Source organism: Sphingobacterium sp. GQ94, assembly GCF_059758715.1.
Genome location: NZ_JCAXEC010000001.1, coordinates 287,880 through 308,608, shown reverse-complemented (window position 1 = coordinate 308,608; position 20,729 = coordinate 287,880). Strand labels below are relative to the sequence as shown.

The window sequence follows — 20,729 nt, the reverse complement described above, 5'->3', positions numbered from 1 at the left end:
ATGCTTTATTAGGTTTAATTTCTTGTTAAAACTGAAATAACAGTAATAATCACTCCTGCAATTGACACAAATATAGAGGTATTTTGTGTATACTTTGAAGATTGAATTTTTGCTCCATTTGGCTCAACGTAAATGACGTCATTCTGAGTTAAATAATAAACCGGAGAATTAAGGGCCTCTCTTTTAGTAAGATCAACTCGGAATTCTTGCTTTTTCCCATCTTGTTCACGAATAACTAATATATTATTTCGAACCCCATTTATTGTTAAATCACCAGCAAGTCCAATCGCCTCCAATAAGGTTATTCTATCATTATTAACTGGGAAAGTGCCAGGATTTCTCACTTCGCCCAATACAGTTACTCGAAAATTACGCACTTCCATACTTATTCCAGGATTAACAATATATTTTGCAACTTCATTTCTTAAAAATTCCATTGCTTGAGTTCTGGTCATTCCTGCTAACTTAATCTTTCCTAATTTTGGAAAATCAATTTCACCGCTCACATCTAATGCATATGTCGGAATAAATGGATTAGAAGGTTGAATAGTTCCAGAAGTACCTTGATATGGAGAAACCTGATTAAAAGGTTGGGTAGCTCTTAGATCATCTGCAGTTACTGATATTGCTAAAATATCACCAGGTTGTAACTTAGGAGCATTTAATTCATACGAGGTATTAAGTAAGGTTGAATCAGGTTGAAAATAAACCATATCTTTTCGAGAAGCACAAGAGCTCACCAAGCTCAAAATAATAATAAGGTAGAGAAATATTCTCATAAATAGTTTTTTATTTAAACAGGACAAATCAAAAATTAGTCCAAGTTTTACATTTAATTAACAAAAGTACTGTTTTAAACCAATTAACAAATAATTTTTAAACTTTCCTATTTAAAAAAACCAATTAATTTATTTAAAAAAATTAAAATACTCATTAGTAATTTAAATGTTTCTTAACGATTGAACTTTTGATAAACATATATATTATACTCAATATCAACAACAAAAATATTGCAAAAACCATTTGAAATTGAATACTCTTATAAGTTACCCATATAACCGCAATCCCAATGATAAATTGACTAAAACCATAGAGAAAAGAAACAAACAATTTATTCATTCCAGCTTCATTCCCTAAATATTGATATAAATGAGAGCGGTGAGCCTCAAAAATATTTTCCTTTAAATATAGCCTTCTAACTATTGTCCAAACAGCATCTATACCATATACTGAGAGAAATAGAATATAAATTAAATTTCCTGTTGAAATTATTAAAGATCCTAATGCAAAGAGAAGGATAAATGCAATAGAAATTGCTCCTACATCACCCGCGAAGGCTTTCGCTTTTATCCTGAAATTGAAGTAACTAAATACTAGAACGCCTAAAATCGTGAAAATCAATAAATCCTGATCTATATAGCTCATTTCATTATTAACTATCATCAATAATCCTCCAACTGCTAGGCTATAACACGCTGTAATACCATTAATTCCATCCATGAAATTATAGGCATTTATTACTCCAACCACGACGATGAATGTAATAAATAAATAATACCATGGTAATGAGAATACATTAAGTTCGTACGCCATTAACAAAACAGAAGTAAAATGAATTAATAACCTGATCTTATTCGATAAAGTAAATACATCATCCAAAAATGAAACAACTGTCATGAGTGTTAACCCCAAAAAGAACCATGGATAATCAAAGCCCGAATAAATAAAAAAAATCAAAGCTCCTAAATAAAAAACTATTCCCCCACCTCTTAATGTAATCGCGCTATGGGACGATCTTTGATTAGGTTTATCAATAATATTGAACTTATCAGCAAGCTTAAAATATATAAGCTCAGAAATTATTAAGAGTAAAGAAACAACTAGATAGATCATTATATAATTAATTAACAAAAATAAAACTCATTAAAAGGACCTAATTGTTTTCTCCAAACCATCCTTAACATTAATTGGCATTTTATCTATATTCAATTGATTTTTAATTTTATTATTCGACAACGTTAAATTTGACGTCAATTTCTTTAATCTCTTTGTATTAATAGGTAAATTCAATACATCTCCCAAATTTGCTGCCCAGCTAATTAACCATTTAGGAATTTTCAAATAAAAAGTTCTCTTTCCTGCCACCTTTTCCATAATGTCCAAAACTTCTTTCGTTGAAATTGGATCATCATCAGATACATGATAAATTCCGGAAGGAATTATATCTTGGTTTAAAATAATTTTATTAATTATAAAAGTCAAATTATCAATACTAATAAATGATCTACTATTTTCAAATGATGACAAAGGGTATGGATATCCCTTAGAAACAAACTTATACAATAATCCAAGATTACCCTTATCACCAGCCCCATGTACCATTGGTGGTCTCAGCACAATTATTTTTTTTGTCAAAGGGAGTGTTTGATTGAGTAACCAAATTTCAGCTTCTCGTTTTGATTTCCCATACCACGAGCTTGGATTGCAATCGCTGTCTTCGGTGAGTGGAACTTTTGAATTATATTCTTCCACTGCAGCTATAGAACTAATATGGATTAAAAATTGCGCCTCAGATTTAATAAACTCTTTAAAAATTTGTTTTGTCAATTCTAAGTTCGCATAAAAAAAATCTCCTTCTTTAGCATCACCTTTAAGATCGTGTGCCTTGCCTATTAAATTAACAATCACATCACTGGAGACCAACTTTTCCTTCCAATTTAGTTCTCGCAAAGAAATTGCTGTTGCACCTTGGATCTCTTTTAATAAATGTTGTCCAATAAAACCATTAGCTCCTAAGATTTTAATTTTCATTTAAAATGACCTGTTTAATTTTTGAAAGTATAATGTCATTCGAGTAATTTTCTTTTGCAAAATTACTCGAATGATTTTTTTTCGGGTTCAAATCTCGAAGGTTTTCTAACATAAGTCTAATCTCATCCTTTTGATCCCAAGTAAAGCTCCATCCAAAATTATTTTCCGATAATAATAAATCAATTTCAGAACCTTTATCTCCAACATATAGTACTGGCTTTCCAAGAGCTAACAAGTTATATGTTTTAGATGGAACTCCTAATCCACGCATACCCTCAGATAATGTTATTAATCCAATATCGAATGAATTCAGAAAGAATGACAGTTCATTTCTTGGTTTTGGACCAACATAATGTACATTAGTTAAGTTATTTTTGTTTATCAAAGCTTCGATATCGTCTTTTAATGCTCCATCCCCCACAATCACTAATACTAATTTATCATTTGAAACATTTGAAAACTCCGTTACAAAATTTGTTAGGTTCTGAACTCTACCAATATTCCCTGCAAATCCAATTATAATTTTGTCTGTTAAATCCTTGTTCAAATATAAATTTCTATTAAACCCTTCTATTTCTTTTAGATCTTCATCATACCAGTTTTCTACAACAGTAACAGATTTTTTATTTGAAATCTTCGCTTCGATGATATTTTGCATATCCCTACCAAGCACAATTAGCTTATCAGCTTTAGCATATGCCCAATCGAAAATTACTTTAGTTAACTTGAATACTAGACTTTGTTTACTTACCATTCCTGCAGGAATTGAATTTTCTGGAAACACATCATGAACAAGTAATACATATTCAAATTTCTTAAAAGACCTAATTACTCCTAATGTCAAAACCAATAAAAAAGGATTTGTTACGGCAAACACAACATCATTTTTAGATACATGCGTAGTTACCTTACTCGCAAAAGCAAATGCAGTAAAAACACTACCAAGAAGTCTACTTATTATTCTGTTTTTGTTAATTTTCGGTGCTTTGACATGCAATAAATTAATGCCTTCAATCGATGTATTAGAATTTAGACTAATATTATCATCATAGGCTATATCTGAACAAATTACTGATACACTACTATCTTTTGATAAATATTTGGCAATTTCAGTCATTATATAAGCCGTCGATGTCTTATTAGGGTAAAACAACTCTGAAAGCAAAAAAATATTCTTCATCTTCTTAAATCTCCTCAGACCAAACTACGCGTTTAATATAGTCAGTATAAGATAAAATTATTCTTACAACTTTCTCAGAAACATTAGGCATTGAATAATCTGCAACAGGTCTGAAATTTCTTTCTTCTCCAACTTTCTGTTTAAGGACTTGTTTTAATCCTTGTAATATTCTTTCCGGTGACAAGCCTACCATCATAACAGAAGCCTCTTCCATTGCCTCAGGACGCTCATGAGCTTGACGTATGTTTAATGCTCTGAAATTTAATATTGATGATTCTTCAGAGATGGTTCCAGAATCAGACAAACAGGCATATGATCTCATTTGCAAAGCATTATAATCATGGAAACCTAATGGCTTCAAGAACTGAATTTCAGGACGCATTTCAATTTTCATTTTCTCAATCATATTTTTCGTTCTGGGGTGAGTTGAAACAATGATTGGAAATTTATAGGTATCAGCTATTGTATTTAATGACTCCATCAATCCTCTAAAGTTTTTTTCACTATTGATATTTTCTTCTCTATGTGAAGAAACAACAAAAAACTCTCTTTCCTTCAGTTCTAGTTTTTCTAATACATTAGATGCTTTAATATTAGGCAAATAATGATTTAAAACCTCATACATAGGTGATCCTGTTTTTATTATTCGGTCAGCCGGCAAACCTTCTCTTAAAAGATACTCTCTTGCAATATCTGAATAAGTAAGGTTAACGTCAGAAGTGTGATCTACAATCTTACGATTAGTTTCCTCTGGCACCCTTTGATCAAAGCACCTATTCCCAGCTTCCATATGAAAAATGGGAATATGTCTTTTCTTAGCAGGAATGGCACAGAGACATGAATTAGTATCTCCTAATACTAAAAAAGCCTCAGGGTTTACTTCCTCAAGTAACGGATCAATTTTTATTAATATATTACCAACAGTTTCTGTTGCTGTTTTACCAGCGGCCTCCAAAAAATAATCAGGTTTTCTTAGTCCCAAATCTTCAAAAAAGATCTGATTTAATTCATAATCATAATTCTGTCCGGTATGGACAATAATATGGTCAATAGCCTCAGAGGAATCCAATGCTGTTAATACTCGCGATAATCTAATAATCTCTGGTCGGGTACCTACGACCGTCATTACTTTCATTTTTTTCATAAAAATCTATTCCTATTTAACATCCAAAATTGTTAGACCTCCAGAAAATATGTATCTGGGTCGTTTGCATCATACGGTTCATTTATCCAAAACATGGTTATTAATTCTTCATCACCAATATTCTTAATATTATGTGTATACCAGATCGGCATATCAACATATGCTGGTTCAGTACCATCGAGATAAAAATCCATTCTTTCATCAGAATCCATCTTGCGAAGCTGAATCAATGCCTTTCCTTTAATTACGGCAAAACGTTCAATTTTCCGCGTATGAAAATGGTTGCCCCTAGTAATACCGGGTACAGTTGTCGAATAAGAAGACTGTCCACCAATTCCCATCCTTATTATTTCGACAAAAGATCCCCTAGGATCGGTATGCATTTGAAATTTCCTTGGATATATATCTTTATAATCTATATAGGAGCGAAAAGTATTGAATAAATTCAGCTCGAATTGATCTTTCAATATTGGCACCTCTCCTTTATCAAGATACAAGGTTTTAAAAACCATCAAAAGGTCCAGTACCTCTGATACCTTTTTACTTGAAGTTGGTTCGACAATGTAAAATGGTTGATGCTCATCATTTCTAATTAAATTCAGTATTGAATCAACTAGTTCTTGGACGTAAACCAAGTTTACAGTACCATCAGTAGCTATTGTTGGGGTTTCACTATGCGTAAGTTGATGGCAAAAAGTGGCAACAAAAGAATTATAAAATGGTTTGCCAAATGAACCAAAAACATTTGGAATAAGTAAACCCGTCACTTTACCACCATTCTTTTCTGCCCATTGAGTTAATATTTCTCTACCTTCTTTTTTGGAACGTCCATATAAATTATCCCGCTCTTCTTGCGTAGACGAAGAAATAATAACATGAGCTTTTGAATCAGTTCTCAGCAAAGAAGAAACCAGATTATTTACCAATTCAACATTGGTGTCATAGATAACTTGATCACTCTCATGTCTATTCATAGCTGCTAAATGTACAATTACATCACATTTAGCTACAAAATCATCAAGTAAATCTGAGTTATTAAACCAACTCTTATCAAAATAAATTAACTGAAATTGATCAGGAAATAGACAAATATTGTTATAAAGGTGTTTACCTACGAATCCATTTTGGCCAGTAATTCCAACTTTCATTTTTTATTGCTTATTTATAAAATAATCTAATGGATACGTAAAATCATCATTTACAGCATTTTCAATACCATAATCAGAAAACACTAATATTTCACTGTTTTCTTCTAATGCCTGGAAAGCGGTTCCGTATCCTGCAGACAAATGGAAAACCCTATTTTCTTCAGATTTCAACACTTCCTTTTGAACGTTCAAGTTTATTGCAGGTTTTTCCCAATTATCAATTTTAACAATATCAATAGCGAAAGAACCATTTAAAACATAAAACCATCGTTGTTCCATTTTATGAGCCCTCCATCCACGAACTAATTCCAGATCGGTATTCTTTATGATATAAAATCGTTTCACTAAAGACATGTCAAAATCGTTTACAAAACGAATTTGGCCCCTATGATCTTTGGCTATTCCTCCTCGTATATTTTCTATCATTTGCGCAAAACTAATAGGGATACTGCATTACGTCTTCGCCAAATACTTCTTTGCGAATTAAAGGTAGATTTGAAATCAATTTTTTAAGCCCATCTACTCCTTGCTGATGTGTATTATGAGAATGATAATCCTCTACTTTGGAAACATCTTCTTCCCCTTCTGAAAAATACTTCGCATAATTTAAATCACGGTTGTCAGCAGGTACCCTGTAGAAGTCACCCATATCTTCTGCTTTCAACATCTCTTCACGAGTACATAACGTTTCGTATAATTTTTCACCATGACGAGTACCAATGATCTTAACTGGCACATCTTTACCAGTCAAATCCATAAGCGCTTTTGCCAAATCTCCAATACTTCCAGCCGGAGCTTTATTCACAAATAAGTCTCCTGGATTCGCATGTTCAAAAGCAAATAATACTAAATCAACAGCATCTTCCAATGACATGAAGAATCTAGACATGTTCGGATCTGTAATTGTTATTGCTTCTCCTTTTTGAATCTGATTTAAAAATAATGGGATTACTGATCCCCTAGAGGCCATTACGTTTCCATATCTAGTAAGACAAACGACAGTTTCCTTAAGATTCCTCGCCTCTGCTACCGCAACTTTTTCCATCATCGCTTTGGAAATACCCATTGCATTAATTGGATATGCGGCTTTATCCGTACTTAAACAAATAACCTTCTTAACACCATTCGATGCTGCAGCACGAATTACGTTCTGAGTTCCCTCTACATTTGTTTTAACAGCCTGCATTGGAAAAAATTCACATGAAGGAACCTGCTTTAATGCAGCTGCATGAAAAACATAGTCTACACCACGTGTAGCTGGCTCAACAGATGCAAAATCTCTGACATCGCCTATATAATATTTAATCTTATCATTTTTATATAGATTGCGCATATCATCTTGCTTTTTCTCGTCACGAGAGAAAATCCTTATCTCTTTGAAATGATCTGTTTTCAAAAAACGATTTAATACGGCAGTACCAAAAGACCCCGTTCCTCCTGTAATTAATAATATTTTATCTTTAATTTTCATATAGATTTAAATAATTCAGTGTAACCCTTTCTAACCAACTCCAAATCAAAGCTTTCTCTAGCTGTACTTTGAGCATTCGCACTTAACTCCTTATAATTTTCATTCCCCATAAAATGCATAGTTTTTAGTGCTTCTATGAAATAACTTTCATCGTCAAGGGAACCAGAAAACACACCGTTATTAAATTCAGCACCCTTCCAGGGGGTCTCAGTAGATATTAAAACAGGTAATCCATTGGACAAAGACTCATAAATAACATGACCGTAGTTTTCACCCAAAGTTGGTAAAAATAAAAAATCTTGATCTTTTAATATTACTTCAATTTCTTTAGGAGTCTTGGGGCCTTGAAAGTCTACTTTAATATTTCTTGGCAAGTTTTGAATCAAAGACGTACATCTGCCAAAATATTCTTTATCCTCCACAGGACCAACTATTGTAAAAATTAATTCCCCTTCAATAATTAGATTTTTTAAAATGGATAATGCAAAAACCAGATTTTTCTTCGGAGTGATTCTAGAATAAAAAATAAACTTACTTTTTCCAGATGATTTCACTTTTGACGTATTAGGCAAATTTAAGGAAGGAATATTTGGTGCTAATTGAATCTTATTAGAGGAGAACCTATTTTTAATAAATTCAAACTCTTTCTCTGAAGTAGCTTGAAACACAATATCACGATGATATATGTATTTAAAAAAAAATAAAAAAATTTCCTTCTTTGTGTTAGAAAGTTTCATGGCTCCTTCATCAAATTCTCCCCTCGGAGCGATAATAACTTTGACCCTATTTCCTAATAGTTGATATAATCGCACATAAATCAAATTTAGCTGCGTAACAATAGAAAAGAAACTATTGAAATAAATAACGTCAGGCTTAATATTAAATAAATTAAAAATTACAAAGACTTTATATTGGATGTCTGTTAAATATTTTATTCGAACTTTATCAAAAAAAATCCATTGGTTTGTAGGTATATCATAAGCCTTTCCTTTCATTCCTAGATCATAATTCCTTGTTAGAATAAAAAAACTAAAATTATCTGAAAATAACTTCGTAAGGTTAGCTATACTTTGAATAGGCCCTCCTCCTAAATATCCTGGGGTATAAAAACCAGTAAATATTAATATTTTTTGCATACGTGATTAATGAAACTTTCTTGCCAACTTCAATTTATTGAATTTATCTATATCCCTCATTTTTATTATTTTTGCTGGATTTCCTCCTACTATAGCATAAGGAGGAACATCTTTTACCACGAGTGCTCCTGCTTGAATAATAGCTCCTTCACCAATTGTAACTCCACCCAAAATAATTACTCTTGAACCTAACCACACAAAATCTTTAATAATAATTTCTTTAAGAACATTAGTTTCATCGTATGGAATTTTATCACCTTCATAATTATGATTACTACTTATTAATAAGCAATCAACACCAGAGTGAAAATAATTTCCTATTTCAACTTTCCCAAAACCATTAATAGTTAAACCATTAAAATTCACATAGTCCCCAATATAAGTGTTATTATTTATATTAGACCTACCCCAAACTTTAAGATTTAAACAACTTCCTTTTGCTTTTCTTTTAACCAATGAAACATAAAATAAACCTCTCACTCTAATAAATAAGGTATATATATATCTAACCATATTTTATAAATAATCTTTGTGAACAAATTAAGATAAAAAAACTAATAAGTGCCCATGATATAGCGCCTACTATCGCAGCAAAAATTAACCCAGAATTTTCCAGGAACAAAAAATTCATACTAATACTAAAAAGAAAGGCCGGAAAAGAGCCAATAGTTAAAAGCCAATTCCGTTTATAAAATTGAACAACTGGAGCTAACAACCAATAACCAAATTGAAAAACCACAGACAATATCATCCAAAAAATTAAATTTTTTCCATCAGAAAATTTTTCACCAAGAATAACTTCTAAATAATTGAATAGGAACAACCATGATATTGCCCCAATCAAGCAAAAAGCAAAAAAAAGTGATAGTCTTATTTTATTAAACTTAGATTTCGAAATACCGTTTGTCAGATTTTTCAAAACCCAAGGATGCCATGCAGCGTTGAATGAAACAGCTAGAATTTGCAATATAGAGACTATTTGAAAAGTTGCATTGTATAATCCAACTTGGTCATTACCTAATTTATCACTTATTATGAATCTATCTGACAACGCGAAAAAATATGCTAAAATGCTATTAATCGCTAGTGGTACGACATAAATTAATATTGATTTAATTTCTTTAATTTGAAAAATAAATTTTAAAATATATTTTCTATGAAGCAAGGTTAAACTAACCATAAAATATATGAAATATGAAATAAGTTCCACAATAGTTGCAGAATATACGCTTAGGGTGTTAAATGCGTAAAGTGTCCATATTAATAAAAAATATAAAATAGATTGCCCAAGGACTAATATAGCAAATGTAGAATTATTGTCTTCACATCTCAATAATCCTCTCTCTATATTATTCACACAGGTAAAAAATGAAATAAAAATCGCTATTAAAATTAAATTTTTTGGTACACCAATAAGATCTTGAAAAAAATGCCCTGGTATTAGAAAGGCCAAAATGCTTATTATGGCAGTTGATAAAAAATTCATTATTAAAGCATGAGATATATAACCACCGTAATCACTATTTTTTTTATCATAAAATCTCCTAACTACGGCCTCAGAGACATTTATTCCAATTATTGGTATTAAAATGTTTATAATAGCTTTATAAAGAGAAAAGGTCCCATAAGATTCTAAACTAAAAACGCGCGTAAATAATGGAAGTAAAAAAAAAGGAAAGCTTTTATTTATAAAATTTATAATCGTATAAATAATTGCGGATTTAAACAACCCATTTTTTAAAAAATAAAACTTCATTAATGGATATTTAATAATCGAAATCTTTTTCTATAATACTCCTGAACAATTGCCACATTTTTTTGGTATACTTTATTTATGTATGAATTAGGAATTTCTATAAAAAATACATTACTATTTGGATAAAGTTTTGAAAGAGTAAACAATGCCGTAGAATAGAATGAAACTATTAATTCTGGGTATAAATTATTTTCAAGTAAAAAGAGCTCAATCATTCCATTTGTCTCTAGAACTTGTACGTTATATGTTTTAAATAGACCCTCTAATAATGATAAATCTTCATAACGATGGGGCACATAATAAATACAATTTTCAATTTCATTGAAAACTTTTTTCAACATATTTTCATAATTCTTGAAGTTTTGAATAACACCTACGTTAAATAAACTTGCACCAATGAAATAGGTTCCGGTTTTATCTGAAGAATTGAGTTTAAAAAGCTTTTTGATAAATTCGAAATTGTGTCTGAAAATCTCTGCCTGATTAGTAGGTTGGAAATCGAACACTGTAAACCAATTTATCTTAACATATTCTCTTGTTTTGAGAAAACAAAATTTCACTATTAAAAACTTGAAAATTTCTCTGATTGTATTAATTTTGGTAAAACAGGAAATTTCGTAATTACTCTTGTTAATTTCCTTGTTTAAGTTTAATGTTGAGGCTCCATCATCTATCGAAAACAATTGTTTAAATTTTAAATTACAAGCAATCAATTTCATAGAGAATTCACCTAAATGTCCTAACATAATTCGATTAAACTTCTTATGCCTATTCAAAACGATGAATTTTAACTTCGCAATTAAAAAGAATATCTCATTTGTATATTTAACGTAAGTTATCTCACACGTTAATTTAAGTTGAAATTTATTTATTAAATTCAACATTATATTATTTGTTTCTACATGTTTACTTAAAAAGACTACAATTTGATTATTTTTAGAATCAGAAAAATAATCTATGGCCTCCATGGCACTTATTAATTGAAACGGAGATGCCACTATTAATAAGTTTCTAGTTTTATTCGCTTCTACAAATTCCACATTCCTCAATTTAATCCAAAATAAATAAACACAATTAAAATTCTATGATATACACCTAATCGCGAACTACATACTATTAATATAAGGTATGATTTAGTGTTAACCAAAAAAGTTTTTAATTTATTTATACTTTTACAAAACTGATCAAAAACTTCATTGGGTTTAAATAACCGAGGTAATGAATTGAATAAATTTAACTTGATTTCCATTATTTGGTTATGTTTAAAATAGATTTAGAATAATCAATAATAAGGTTGTTATAATTTGAATTAAACTCGTTAATATTTTTTGATTCTGTTCTCAATACTTTATTATTCCTTTTATAATAATATTCATCCATTGCCCACCAAACCACCTTATCAATATTTTTATTTGCGATTAATTGCTTCACATTATTCACAAATAACTTTTTATCAATTTTCTTATCTCTATTTATTTTACCCTCATTCCTATGCCAAACAAAAGCAACTATCTCTTTCCTATAAGTTCTGTTGAAGTCAATAACAAGCTGTACAAATTCAGGATCTACTCTATCAGAAAGCGACCTAGAATAAAATACCGGATATATAACGTCAGATTTTCTTATTAATGTTGAAATATTATTATTATGACGTCTCCAATCTTCCTTCGATTTGTACGAAAGATATCGAAAGGGTATATTGAAGAATCCCCATTTCACATTTGGACGAAGTGATTTAGCGTAATCAAGAGCCTTGATAAATTGAGACAAAATATGATTGTAATTTTTAAAGCTTTGTGGCCTAAAAGCTAGAGTATGAAGAGCTTCTCCTTCCCAGTCTAAAACACCATATCCAGAGGAATTCCTGTTTGGGAAAGCTTTAATAATTGCTTTGTTTAGTGTGGATATATTTACTTTATTATTATCATCAGGGTATATATCCTTTCCATAGATTATTATAACATTATTTATATTATGTTTATTTTGAAAATTAATTACAGATGCTGATCTATTGTCTGAAGAAATCATCAATTTTTGCCCAAAACTAATTTGAGAACAAAATGAGAGAGTGAATAACAAAAAAAATAATCTTTTACCCATTTGAATTAAATTTTAATAAATTGTTTGAACTTGAATAAATAAAAAACAATAACAGAAATATCAAACCATATCCTCTCATAAATGAACCATAAAAGGAGCAGAGTACTAAAAACAAAACTATTACTAAATATCCCAGTTTATTCCTTTGACGTAAGGAATCATGCAATAGTTTAAATATTCCTAGTAAAAAGGTAAAATAAACAAGACCTTGGTAGGCTAGCTGTAAAGGGATTAATGTCTCACTACTACCTACTGAATCAGTAATAGTTTCCTTAGGTAAAAAATAACCCCTTCCAATAAAAAAGTTGGAATTAAAGACCTCAAGATATGTAGTCCACATGAGATAACGATCTGAATCTTCGAAATTAGCTCCTCCCTGAGCGTCTCGAAAAAGCATTCCGTATAACACGCTATTATTTGAAATGTTAGACATAAAAATCTCAACACCAAATAATGAAATAAAGAATATTAAAACTGGTAAGAATATATAAAAATATTTATTATTTCTAATATCTATTTTTTTACTCAAGAAGTTAAACAGGAAATAAAAAAACAGCATCAAAAAAATAGTCCTAGACCCAGAAAATATTATAAAAAATAGACTTAAGTATTTAAATAATAAAATTGTAGTTTTCTTTGAATAGACTGTAGAACCCAATTGATCATTTACCAAAAAAACGATCATTGCAAATGCCCCTGTAAAAGGAGGCGTTAAAAATGCAAATAAATTCACTTTCCATTCAGAACCTGATAGTTTACCCAAAAAGGGAATTATCCCGTACAAATTTGTGCCATTTAAATACGTTATGAGACCAATAACAATTTGAATTAAAAACAAATAATTTAAGCCTTTTAAAGACAAATTATCTTTATAACATGTCAGAATGAATATTATTGGCAGAAGATCAATCAGTGTAGATGAAATTAAATTAAAATCCCCTCGAATGACATTTACTAAAATGACTAAAATAAAATATACCCAAAACCAAATTGAACGCTTAACAAAAAGATTTCTTCCATTGATCAATAGATAAAAACAATATAATAGAACTGGAAATTGAACGAAAATAAACAGTCTCAATTGATCAAGTTCCTTTAAGGATAAAACATTAATTAATAACCAATAATATATTATTATCAAAGGAAGTGAGAATCTAATATTAAATGTTTTCATATCAAACTTACATTTAATTATTAAGGTTCTTAATCACATACTCTGCGTAATCCCAATCATCCTGCGAATCAATGTCAATTGAAAATTTACGTTTCATTATATAGGCATACGATTTTGGTGTGTAATAATTGCCTGTCATAATTACTTTTTTTGACAACACGTAAATTGCTCCATTTGGATAATAAGAAATTCTATTTTCAATATTTTCTATACTTTGCATAATTCCATCCTCATCAATATATTTATTCCAACTTAGTGGATGATTTTCTACGTTAAGTGAAATTACGGAATCGGCCTTCATCTGCGTGTATATTGAAATAGCCTCTTCAATATTATTACTAGTTCTCAATGGGGAGGTAGGTTGCAATAACACACAGGATTGAAAATCTTCATTATATTGCTTATTAGCAGTTTCTAGGCTATACTTTATTACATCATTTGAGCTAGCAGTATCGGTAGCTAAATATTCTGGCCTCAACCCTGGAACATCAGCTCCATATTCTTGCGCTATATCAGCAATATCTAAATCATCAGTACTCACTACAACTTTATTTATTGAAGGTGATGCTAATGCAGCCTCTATTGTATATGCAATTAAAGGTTTACCTGCTAATAATTTAATATTCTTCCCTGGTAATCTCTTAGACCCTCCTCTCGCCGGAATAATTGCTAACATATTTCTAAAGCTTTATATGTTTAATATCTTCTTGTGCCTTTTTAAAATCTTCATGCTTACCAATATCAAGCCAATAACCATTAATTGGATAAGTAATCAATTTTAAATTCATTTCTAGAATCTTTTCCATCAAATCGGTAATATCATAAAATTGATCTTCAGGAATCATTTTTAATACTTCTTTTTTAAGGATATAGATTCCTGCATTTGAATAATAAGTATATCTGGGTTTTTCCTTTAATGACTTGACGGCATTGGAATCATTAACTTCCAGGACAGCATAAGGTACATCTACATGATACGACGTAGCTGCTACTGCCATGTCTGCATCTGAATCTTTATATGTTTTGAAAAAATCTGCATAGTCAATATTAGTTAGTAAATCAGAATTCATAACAATAATATCGTCATGCGCAAAGTTTTCAACCAATAGTATAGATCCTATTGTACCTAAAGGCTTATCTTCCTTAACATATTTAATGTTTAGAGACTTATTTGATCCATCACCAAAATACGTTACAAGTTGCTCTGCTAAATAGTTCACACTTAAATGGATATTACTTATGCCAACCTTTTTAAGTCTATCAATATTGTATTCAATAATAGGTTTATCACCAACCCTTAAAAGAGGCTTTGGTATGGTTTCTGTTAAAGGACGTAATCTTTTCCCTTCTCCACCAGCCATTAATACCGCATCAGCTGGAATTAAAGTACTTCTAGTTCTAAAATTTAGTATATCGATAACAATATTTGAATCATCTAGAATAGGAAGTATTTTAAAATTATTATTCCTATACTCTTCCAACTTATCCAAGCTATATTCATTGTATTTAATATATTTTGGGTTCATTTGAATGAACTCTTCTAATTTATTATCAAATCCTAAACCTTTGATAAAACCTCTCCTTAAATCCCCATCGGTTAGCGAACCTAAAAGCCTATTTTGTTCATCAACAACAAATAAAATTGCGTCAGACCCTAACTCATCTAATTTCATCAAGGCATCGCGAACTGAGCTCAGTTGATTTATGATATGTTTTTGAATGCTATTTTCCATACTTTTACATTTCTTTTTTCAATACCTCCATTATTTTATTTGTTGTATCTCCTTCTCCATAAATAGTAGAAAAGTTTTTACTTTCATTTTGTTCAATGTAAGATACAGCATTTAAGATTTCATCTTTTAATATTGGTACATTTAAAATATTATCCGTAACTATCCTCCCTTGTTGTCTCTCCCCAATGTTTATTACCCATTTAGGAAAAAATGATGCTTCTACAAAACCACTAGATGTATTGCCTATCATTAGTTTGCTATACTTCATACATGACAAATAACCCACCATTCCAAATGATTCGATTATTTTTATTCGTGGATTATTAGAACATTTATCAAATATGATTTTACGTATCTCATCACCTTTTGTATCCGCATTAGGGAGAGTTAGAATTATTTGATATTTATTTGATAAATCCTTAAAAGTATTTATTAGTTCAGCGATATAGTCTATATTCTTTTCTAAATTGATAGTTTCCGGATGAAAAGTGGATAAAATACTTGGAATTGACATATCTATCTCAAATTTATTCTTGAACTCTTCAATAGATAAATATTTTATCTTTTTTAAATTGTCAATGCTTAACGCTCCGACATTATAAACTTTTGCATCTGAATTTATTTTCAAACCTTTCTCATAATATTCTTTCGCAGATACAAAAAGAATCTTAGACATCAAACTAATTGCGTGACGATACATATTATCTATTGCGCCCAATGTTGTCTCGCCTGCAGAATAATGGATTATATTTCTATTAAACGGTGAGGCTGCTGTAACCGCCGCAAACATTTCATATCTATCTCCGAAAGCGAAGATATAATCAAATTCATTTTTAGACCAAAAATCTGCGAATATTTTAATTGTCGATCCTATATTTAATGAAATATCTACCGCGCTATGGTTTTCAACTGGAGTTTCTATTTCATGGATTTTGGAAAAATTATTATTTTTAATCTCAGTAATTGTATATCCATGATTTTTAGACAGATGAGTGCCAAAAGCAATAATTTCCAATTCGAAAAATGAATCATCATTTAGCCCCATTAATAAAGGAAAATATATACCAAAGTCAGATCTTGAACTTGTCAGAACACCTATTCTCATATTGAAATTAAATCATCTTCATTAAAATCTTTAACAGCTGTTTTTCCAATAATTTCATCCCATTTCATAGGAGAAATGCCATTCCCAGGTCGCTTGACTGTTAAATTATGCTCAGACAGCGTTTCACCTTTTTTGATTGGTTTAGCCGCAACTATACTTTTTCTAGCAATCTCAATATTTTTTCTCTCAGAATCACTTGGAGTTTTCAAACCATCCCCGGAAATAGCCTTTTCAATATTTCTAATTGCTCGTACCATTTCTTTTAATTGGTTTGGTTCAAGAGAAGCCGCGTGATCTGGACCTTCCATATTGTTATCCAAAGTATAATGTTTTTCAATTATACTTGCCCCCAGTGAAACCGCTGCGATTGGAACCTCAATTCCCAAAGTATGATCAGAATAACCGATTTCAGTTCCAAACTCTTTTTGAATATGTAGCATTGCCTTAAGATTAACATCTTCCATTGGAGTCGGGTATTCAGTATTGCAATGTAAGATGGTTATATCGGTAACTGCATTTTGATGAAAAACGGATACTGCTGAAGCAATGTCATCCATCGTTGACATACCTGTAGATAAAATTACTTTGTCAAATAATTTAGCGGCCTTTCTTAAATATGGTAAATTAGTTATTTCACCAGAAGGTATCTTAACTAAATTTAATCCTATAGATTTAAGATAATCTAAAGAATCCAAGTCAAACGCTGTGGAAAAAAATTGAATACCTTTCTTTTTACAATATTGTATTATTTCTTCGTGCTGATCATGATTAAGTTCCAATTTTTTGACCATCTCGAATTGAGTTTCATTCGCATTCTGTGTGTTTTCAATTTGGTACGCAGCCTTCTTTGCATTTTTGGAAATTACATTTTCTGTTTTAAACGTTTGAAATTTCACAATATCAACACCTGAATCAACTGCTACATCGATAAGTTTAAAAGCATTTTCAACACTACCATTATGATTTACACCAGCCTCAGCAATAATTAAAACTTTATTTTTCATCTTCTTGTATTTGTTTTGAATATTTAATAACCTTTGCTGGTGAACCAACAGCAATGGCAAAATCAGGAATATCTTTAGTTACCACTGAGTTAGCACCAATTACAGCATTTTCACCTATAGTAACTCCAGGTAGAATGACACAATTAATCCCAATCCAGCAACCCTTTTTTAACAATACAGGTTTACATGAATATCCCTGATCTTTTATTGGTTTGGTATAGTCTGAAAATAAATGTGTACTACTATATATCGACACATTTGGTCCTAAAAGCACATCATCCTCCAATGTGATAGTTGATTCAATATTCCCGGGATAATTTGATAACAAAGTATATGGAGGGATGATAACCCTATCACCGATAACCACATTATCGGTCCCTAAAATTGTACAAAAAGGTCGAATCTCAGAAGATTTTGAAAGATGGGGAATTTTATAATGTTGAAATAATATTCTAAACGGTTTAAAATACAATAACCAATGCGTCAGGTACATGTCCGGTCCAATCTTAGGATATGACAATATGAACTTTAAATGCTTAATCATTAAGAAAATTATCTAATTTTTCAAAATTCAACTTAAATTTAGTTCTATTTCCTTTATCAACGATTTGTATTTTACTTCCAGAATTCCCTTTCTCTGAAATGATTCTCCGCGCAATTTCTGCCAAAGACACATTCTCTTCAGCTACGTTGTAAGTCCCTTGAACAGGGTTTTCGATAAATTTTGAAATTATGAAGCATAATTTCTTTATATTTATCTGTGGTATTACCCTCTCTCCATTGCCAAAGACTGAAATTACATTAGTTTCGAGTAATTCCTTCTCAAAAGTTTTATGAATTCGATTTTCATTCATTTTCTCCCCGTATACATATCCTACTCGCAGATTAATTATCTTAAATGTAGATGGTAATAAAAATTGAAAAAGATTTTCTCCATTTATTTTAGACAACCCATACAAACAGTCAGTATTCTCAAATGTATTAGTAGGACTGTTTTCAGAAAATTCACCGTCGACATTGGGATACACGGCTGAACTTGAAAAATAAACAAAAATTCCAGATTTATGGTTTTGAAGTGCTTCAATAAGATTACTATTGATTTCTATATTTTCAAGTAATAATGTCATTTTCTTGCTGTTATTAGCGTTTGCCATAACTGAGGCTAAATGTATAACAACTTCAAAATCATTTTCTTTAAAATAATCTACCAAAAGACTCTTGTTCAAAAAATCGATTGTGGAACAATTTGGTAAATTAACTTCTGTGCGCGACAGACCGAAAACTTCATTTGCTTTTGATAATTCAGAATAAAGTTCTTTCCCAATAAATCCAGATATTCCTGTTATTAATATTTTCATTATACTAGTGTTTCATCATAAAACCTTAATGCTTTACCTTCCTTTAAATTGAAAGGAACTTCAACGTCTTCCAATATGGATTTAAGGATAAAAATCACTTCATTATATCCAAATAAAGTTCGCATGTACGTTGTTCCTGAATGTCTAGGATTGATCTCGAAAAGTTTAGGAACACCTAGTTCATCAACTCTCAACTGAAGGTTGCAAGACCCAAATGGTTGTAATTTTTCAGCGATTTCTTTAATATATTCAGTAATCTTATCTGAGAAGTCTTCTTTATATTCAGATGTATGAGTATTTCCAGCTTTAAGGCTCCTTCTAAGAACTATATCACCCTTTAATAGCCCATCTAAAACTAATATACCACATGTATATTCTGTATCATCATCTCCAACAAGCTCTTGAATAATGGGTCCATCTACCAATCTAAGTTTTTCTTCAAGCTCACTTTGGGATTTAATTTTATAAACTCCAACACTCCTCGCTCCGATTCTTGGTTTAATAATTATTGGGTATTCTAACTCACTAAAATCCACTTCATGTGGTAAGTACGTTTTTGGATAATTTAGACCGCTTTCTTTTAGAAACTTATATGTCAGATATTTATCATTTCCGATTTCTACAACCTTATCATCACTTACCATTACTATACAACCAGTTGCTTCCTTAATCTTTTCTCTCTCAATTGCCAATATAGGTAGTTCAAAGTCAACTCCAATAAATAGAACTTGTAATGACTCTTTCGTTATTACTTCAATTAAAACTTTCAACCAATCTTCAGTTGAAATATTAGGGTTAAGTATGTCAGGTAGAATAAAATTCTTCTCACACCAAAATGAACCGACTGTATCTTTAAAATAGTCGAATCCAACTAATGTATAAGAATTAGCATATTCACTTCTTATAATGCTTTTAATGATTCCCTGTCCTACTAAACTGCCAGTTCCTGTTATTCCAATTTTAAATTTCATTAAATAGTTGATTTATTTGTATAATATTCCACACACTCCTTAGGATATTTTAGACTCTTCATTTTAGATATTAAGAAATTCAAATCGTACTTCAAGGCTTTAAGCTGAATTTCACCAGTTTCTGTATTCCAAATAGCATAATTTGAAACATTTATAAACTTTCTGTTTTGTCCAATACTTCCTGGATTTAGCATTAGTTTGTTCTCTCTATATCTCAAAAATTGTTGATGAGAGTGCCCTAAAATAAGATTTTCATCCCATTCGACTACGGAATCGTGAAAAACGTATTCCTTACCATGAATTGTATGAACAAGTTTAAATCCTTCAAATAAAACAGAATGACTATATTTTTCTATCTTATCTCTTTCACTAAAATCCTCAAAAGTAATTTTGAAAAAACTTTGAACTAACTCATTTTTAACATCACAAACACCCGTAATAAAATATCCCTCATGATTACCCACAATATTAATGGTATTTTTAAGGGAGTCCATCAATTGAACGCATTCATTACTCCATGGACCATAGTTTACTACATCCCCAATATTGATGTATCCTTCAACATCTTTTTCCTTATTTAAAACTTGTTCAAATGCTGGAAGATTTCCATGGATATCTGAAAACACTAAATATTCCAT

The 20,729-nt window shown here is 30.6% G+C and carries 22 protein-coding genes; all 22 read right to left on the bottom strand.

Annotation, left to right across the window (positions count from 1 at the left end; all coding sequences use genetic code 11):
* Positions 1–14: 14 nt before the first annotated feature.
* Positions 15–779 carry a polysaccharide biosynthesis/export family protein gene (locus AC6CHH_RS01300; RefSeq protein WP_498278915.1) on the bottom strand — a complete coding sequence of 255 codons (765 nt, stop codon included), beginning with the start codon at positions 777–779 and terminating at the stop codon, positions 15–17.
* Positions 780–933: 154 nt separating this feature from the next.
* A complete protein-coding gene (locus AC6CHH_RS01295; protein WP_498278913.1) occupies positions 934–1,893 on the bottom strand; it encodes an MraY family glycosyltransferase in 960 nt (319 codons plus the stop codon).
* A 30-nt stretch (positions 1,894–1,923) separates the two neighbouring features.
* Complete coding sequence (locus AC6CHH_RS01290) at positions 1,924–2,811, bottom strand: NAD-dependent epimerase/dehydratase family protein (RefSeq protein ID WP_498278911.1); 888 nt, start codon at positions 2,809–2,811, stop codon at positions 1,924–1,926.
* On the bottom strand, positions 2,801–3,991 hold the full coding sequence (locus AC6CHH_RS01285) for a glycosyltransferase family 4 protein (RefSeq protein WP_498278909.1): 1,191 nt from the start codon (positions 3,989–3,991) through the stop codon (positions 2,801–2,803). The genes AC6CHH_RS01290 and AC6CHH_RS01285 overlap by 11 nt, the downstream gene beginning before the upstream one ends.
* A 4-nt stretch (positions 3,992–3,995) precedes the next feature.
* Entirely contained in the window at positions 3,996–5,135 is a 1,140-nt protein-coding gene (wecB, locus tag AC6CHH_RS01280; RefSeq protein WP_498278907.1) for a non-hydrolyzing UDP-N-acetylglucosamine 2-epimerase, read from the bottom strand.
* A 32-nt stretch (positions 5,136–5,167) separates the two neighbouring features.
* Complete coding sequence (locus AC6CHH_RS01275) at positions 5,168–6,283, bottom strand: polysaccharide biosynthesis C-terminal domain-containing protein (protein ID WP_498278905.1); 1,116 nt, start codon at positions 6,281–6,283, stop codon at positions 5,168–5,170.
* Between the two features lie 3 nt (positions 6,284–6,286).
* Positions 6,287–6,709, bottom strand: coding sequence for a cupin domain-containing protein (locus tag AC6CHH_RS01270; RefSeq protein ID WP_498278903.1), 423 nt, complete (start codon positions 6,707–6,709; stop codon positions 6,287–6,289).
* A 10-nt stretch (positions 6,710–6,719) separates the two neighbouring features.
* A complete protein-coding gene (locus AC6CHH_RS01265) occupies positions 6,720–7,754 on the bottom strand; it encodes a polysaccharide biosynthesis protein (RefSeq protein WP_498278901.1) in 1,035 nt (344 codons plus the stop codon).
* On the bottom strand, positions 7,751–8,890 hold the full coding sequence (locus tag AC6CHH_RS01260) for a glycosyltransferase family 4 protein (RefSeq protein WP_498278899.1): 1,140 nt from the start codon (positions 8,888–8,890) through the stop codon (positions 7,751–7,753). The genes AC6CHH_RS01265 and AC6CHH_RS01260 overlap by 4 nt, the downstream gene beginning before the upstream one ends.
* A gap of 6 nt (positions 8,891–8,896) precedes the next feature.
* The gene (locus tag AC6CHH_RS01255) at positions 8,897–9,403 is read right to left on the bottom strand and encodes an acyltransferase (RefSeq protein ID WP_498278897.1); all 507 of its coding nucleotides are present in this window, start codon (positions 9,401–9,403) and stop codon (positions 8,897–8,899) included.
* Positions 9,396–10,646: a lipopolysaccharide biosynthesis protein gene (locus AC6CHH_RS01250; protein ID WP_498278895.1), complete on the bottom strand. Its 1,251-nt coding sequence runs from the start codon at positions 10,644–10,646 to the stop codon at positions 9,396–9,398. The genes AC6CHH_RS01255 and AC6CHH_RS01250 overlap by 8 nt, the downstream gene beginning before the upstream one ends.
* Complete coding sequence (locus tag AC6CHH_RS01245; RefSeq protein ID WP_498278893.1) at positions 10,646–11,686, bottom strand: polysialyltransferase family glycosyltransferase; 1,041 nt, start codon at positions 11,684–11,686, stop codon at positions 10,646–10,648. Before AC6CHH_RS01245 ends, AC6CHH_RS01250 begins: the two co-directional genes overlap by 1 nt.
* Before the next feature lie 208 nt (positions 11,687–11,894).
* Positions 11,895–12,746, bottom strand: a complete 852-nt coding sequence (locus tag AC6CHH_RS01240; protein WP_498278891.1) for a hypothetical protein — start codon at positions 12,744–12,746, stop codon at positions 11,895–11,897.
* Positions 12,739–13,431 carry an O-antigen ligase family protein gene (locus tag AC6CHH_RS01235; protein WP_498279111.1) on the bottom strand — a complete coding sequence of 231 codons (693 nt, stop codon included), beginning with the start codon at positions 13,429–13,431 and terminating at the stop codon, positions 12,739–12,741. The genes AC6CHH_RS01240 and AC6CHH_RS01235 overlap by 8 nt, the downstream gene beginning before the upstream one ends.
* A gap of 502 nt (positions 13,432–13,933) precedes the next feature.
* Positions 13,934–14,596: an acylneuraminate cytidylyltransferase family protein gene (locus AC6CHH_RS01230; RefSeq protein WP_498278889.1), complete on the bottom strand. Its 663-nt coding sequence runs from the start codon at positions 14,594–14,596 to the stop codon at positions 13,934–13,936.
* Positions 14,597–14,600: 4 nt separating this feature from the next.
* Positions 14,601–15,653, bottom strand: a complete 1,053-nt coding sequence (locus AC6CHH_RS01225) for a nucleotidyltransferase family protein (RefSeq protein WP_498278887.1) — start codon at positions 15,651–15,653, stop codon at positions 14,601–14,603.
* 4 nt (positions 15,654–15,657) lie between these two features.
* Positions 15,658–16,758: a UDP-N-acetylglucosamine 2-epimerase gene (neuC, locus tag AC6CHH_RS01220; protein ID WP_498278885.1), complete on the bottom strand. Its 1,101-nt coding sequence runs from the start codon at positions 16,756–16,758 to the stop codon at positions 15,658–15,660.
* Positions 16,755–17,762, bottom strand: coding sequence for an N-acetylneuraminate synthase (neuB, locus tag AC6CHH_RS01215; RefSeq protein ID WP_498278883.1), 1,008 nt, complete (start codon positions 17,760–17,762; stop codon positions 16,755–16,757). Before neuB ends, neuC begins: the two co-directional genes overlap by 4 nt.
* Positions 17,752–18,306 carry an acyltransferase gene (locus AC6CHH_RS01210; protein ID WP_498278881.1) on the bottom strand — a complete coding sequence of 185 codons (555 nt, stop codon included), beginning with the start codon at positions 18,304–18,306 and terminating at the stop codon, positions 17,752–17,754. The genes neuB and AC6CHH_RS01210 overlap by 11 nt, the downstream gene beginning before the upstream one ends.
* Entirely contained in the window at positions 18,299–19,120 is an 822-nt protein-coding gene (locus AC6CHH_RS01205) for an NAD-dependent epimerase/dehydratase family protein (RefSeq protein WP_498278879.1), read from the bottom strand. Before AC6CHH_RS01205 ends, AC6CHH_RS01210 begins: the two co-directional genes overlap by 8 nt.
* A complete protein-coding gene (locus AC6CHH_RS01200; RefSeq protein ID WP_498278877.1) occupies positions 19,120–20,091 on the bottom strand; it encodes an ATP-grasp domain-containing protein in 972 nt (323 codons plus the stop codon). Before AC6CHH_RS01200 ends, AC6CHH_RS01205 begins: the two co-directional genes overlap by 1 nt.
* Entirely contained in the window at positions 20,091–20,729 is a 639-nt protein-coding gene (locus AC6CHH_RS01195; RefSeq protein WP_498278875.1) for a metallophosphoesterase family protein, read from the bottom strand. Before AC6CHH_RS01195 ends, AC6CHH_RS01200 begins: the two co-directional genes overlap by 1 nt.

Excerpts from the sequence above, each read along its gene's own strand:
- AC6CHH_RS01290 (WP_498278911.1), bottom strand. The coding sequence starts at position 2,811 with ATGAAAATTAAAATCTTAGGAGCTAATGGTTTTATTGGACAACATTTA.
- AC6CHH_RS01270 (WP_498278903.1), bottom strand. The coding sequence starts at position 6,709 with ATGATAGAAAATATACGAGGAGGAATAGCCAAAGATCATAGGGGCCAA.
- AC6CHH_RS01240 (WP_498278891.1), bottom strand. The coding sequence starts at position 12,746 with ATGGGTAAAAGATTATTTTTTTTGTTATTCACTCTCTCATTTTGTTCT.
- AC6CHH_RS01210 (WP_498278881.1), bottom strand. The coding sequence starts at position 18,306 with ATGATTAAGCATTTAAAGTTCATATTGTCATATCCTAAGATTGGACCG.
- AC6CHH_RS01205 (WP_498278879.1), bottom strand. The coding sequence starts at position 19,120 with ATGAAAATATTAATAACAGGAATATCTGGATTTATTGGGAAAGAACTT.
- AC6CHH_RS01260 (WP_498278899.1), bottom strand. The coding sequence starts at position 8,890 with ATGCAAAAAATATTAATATTTACTGGTTTTTATACCCCAGGATATTTA.
- AC6CHH_RS01295 (WP_498278913.1), bottom strand. The coding sequence starts at position 1,893 with ATGATCTATCTAGTTGTTTCTTTACTCTTAATAATTTCTGAGCTTATA.
- AC6CHH_RS01200 (WP_498278877.1), bottom strand. The coding sequence starts at position 20,091 with ATGAAATTTAAAATTGGAATAACAGGAACTGGCAGTTTAGTAGGACAG.
- AC6CHH_RS01235 (WP_498279111.1), bottom strand. The coding sequence starts at position 13,431 with ATGATCGTTTTTTTGGTAAATGATCAATTGGGTTCTACAGTCTATTCA.
- AC6CHH_RS01265 (WP_498278901.1), bottom strand. The coding sequence starts at position 7,754 with ATGAAAATTAAAGATAAAATATTATTAATTACAGGAGGAACGGGGTCT.
- AC6CHH_RS01275 (WP_498278905.1), bottom strand. The coding sequence starts at position 6,283 with ATGAAAGTTGGAATTACTGGCCAAAATGGATTCGTAGGTAAACACCTT.
- wecB (WP_498278907.1), bottom strand. The coding sequence starts at position 5,135 with ATGAAAAAAATGAAAGTAATGACGGTCGTAGGTACCCGACCAGAGATT.
- AC6CHH_RS01195 (WP_498278875.1), bottom strand. The coding sequence starts at position 20,729 with ATGGAATATTTAGTGTTTTCAGATATCCATGGAAATCTTCCAGCATTT.
- neuC (WP_498278885.1), bottom strand. The coding sequence starts at position 16,758 with ATGAGAATAGGTGTTCTGACAAGTTCAAGATCTGACTTTGGTATATAT.
- AC6CHH_RS01255 (WP_498278897.1), bottom strand. The coding sequence starts at position 9,403 with ATGGTTAGATATATATATACCTTATTTATTAGAGTGAGAGGTTTATTT.
- AC6CHH_RS01285 (WP_498278909.1), bottom strand. The coding sequence starts at position 3,991 with ATGAAGAATATTTTTTTGCTTTCAGAGTTGTTTTACCCTAATAAGACA.
- AC6CHH_RS01300 (WP_498278915.1), bottom strand. The coding sequence starts at position 779 with ATGAGAATATTTCTCTACCTTATTATTATTTTGAGCTTGGTGAGCTCT.
- neuB (WP_498278883.1), bottom strand. The coding sequence starts at position 17,762 with ATGAAAAATAAAGTTTTAATTATTGCTGAGGCTGGTGTAAATCATAAT.
- AC6CHH_RS01230 (WP_498278889.1), bottom strand. The coding sequence starts at position 14,596 with ATGTTAGCAATTATTCCGGCGAGAGGAGGGTCTAAGAGATTACCAGGG.
- AC6CHH_RS01225 (WP_498278887.1), bottom strand. The coding sequence starts at position 15,653 with ATGGAAAATAGCATTCAAAAACATATCATAAATCAACTGAGCTCAGTT.
- AC6CHH_RS01250 (WP_498278895.1), bottom strand. The coding sequence starts at position 10,646 with ATGAAGTTTTATTTTTTAAAAAATGGGTTGTTTAAATCCGCAATTATT.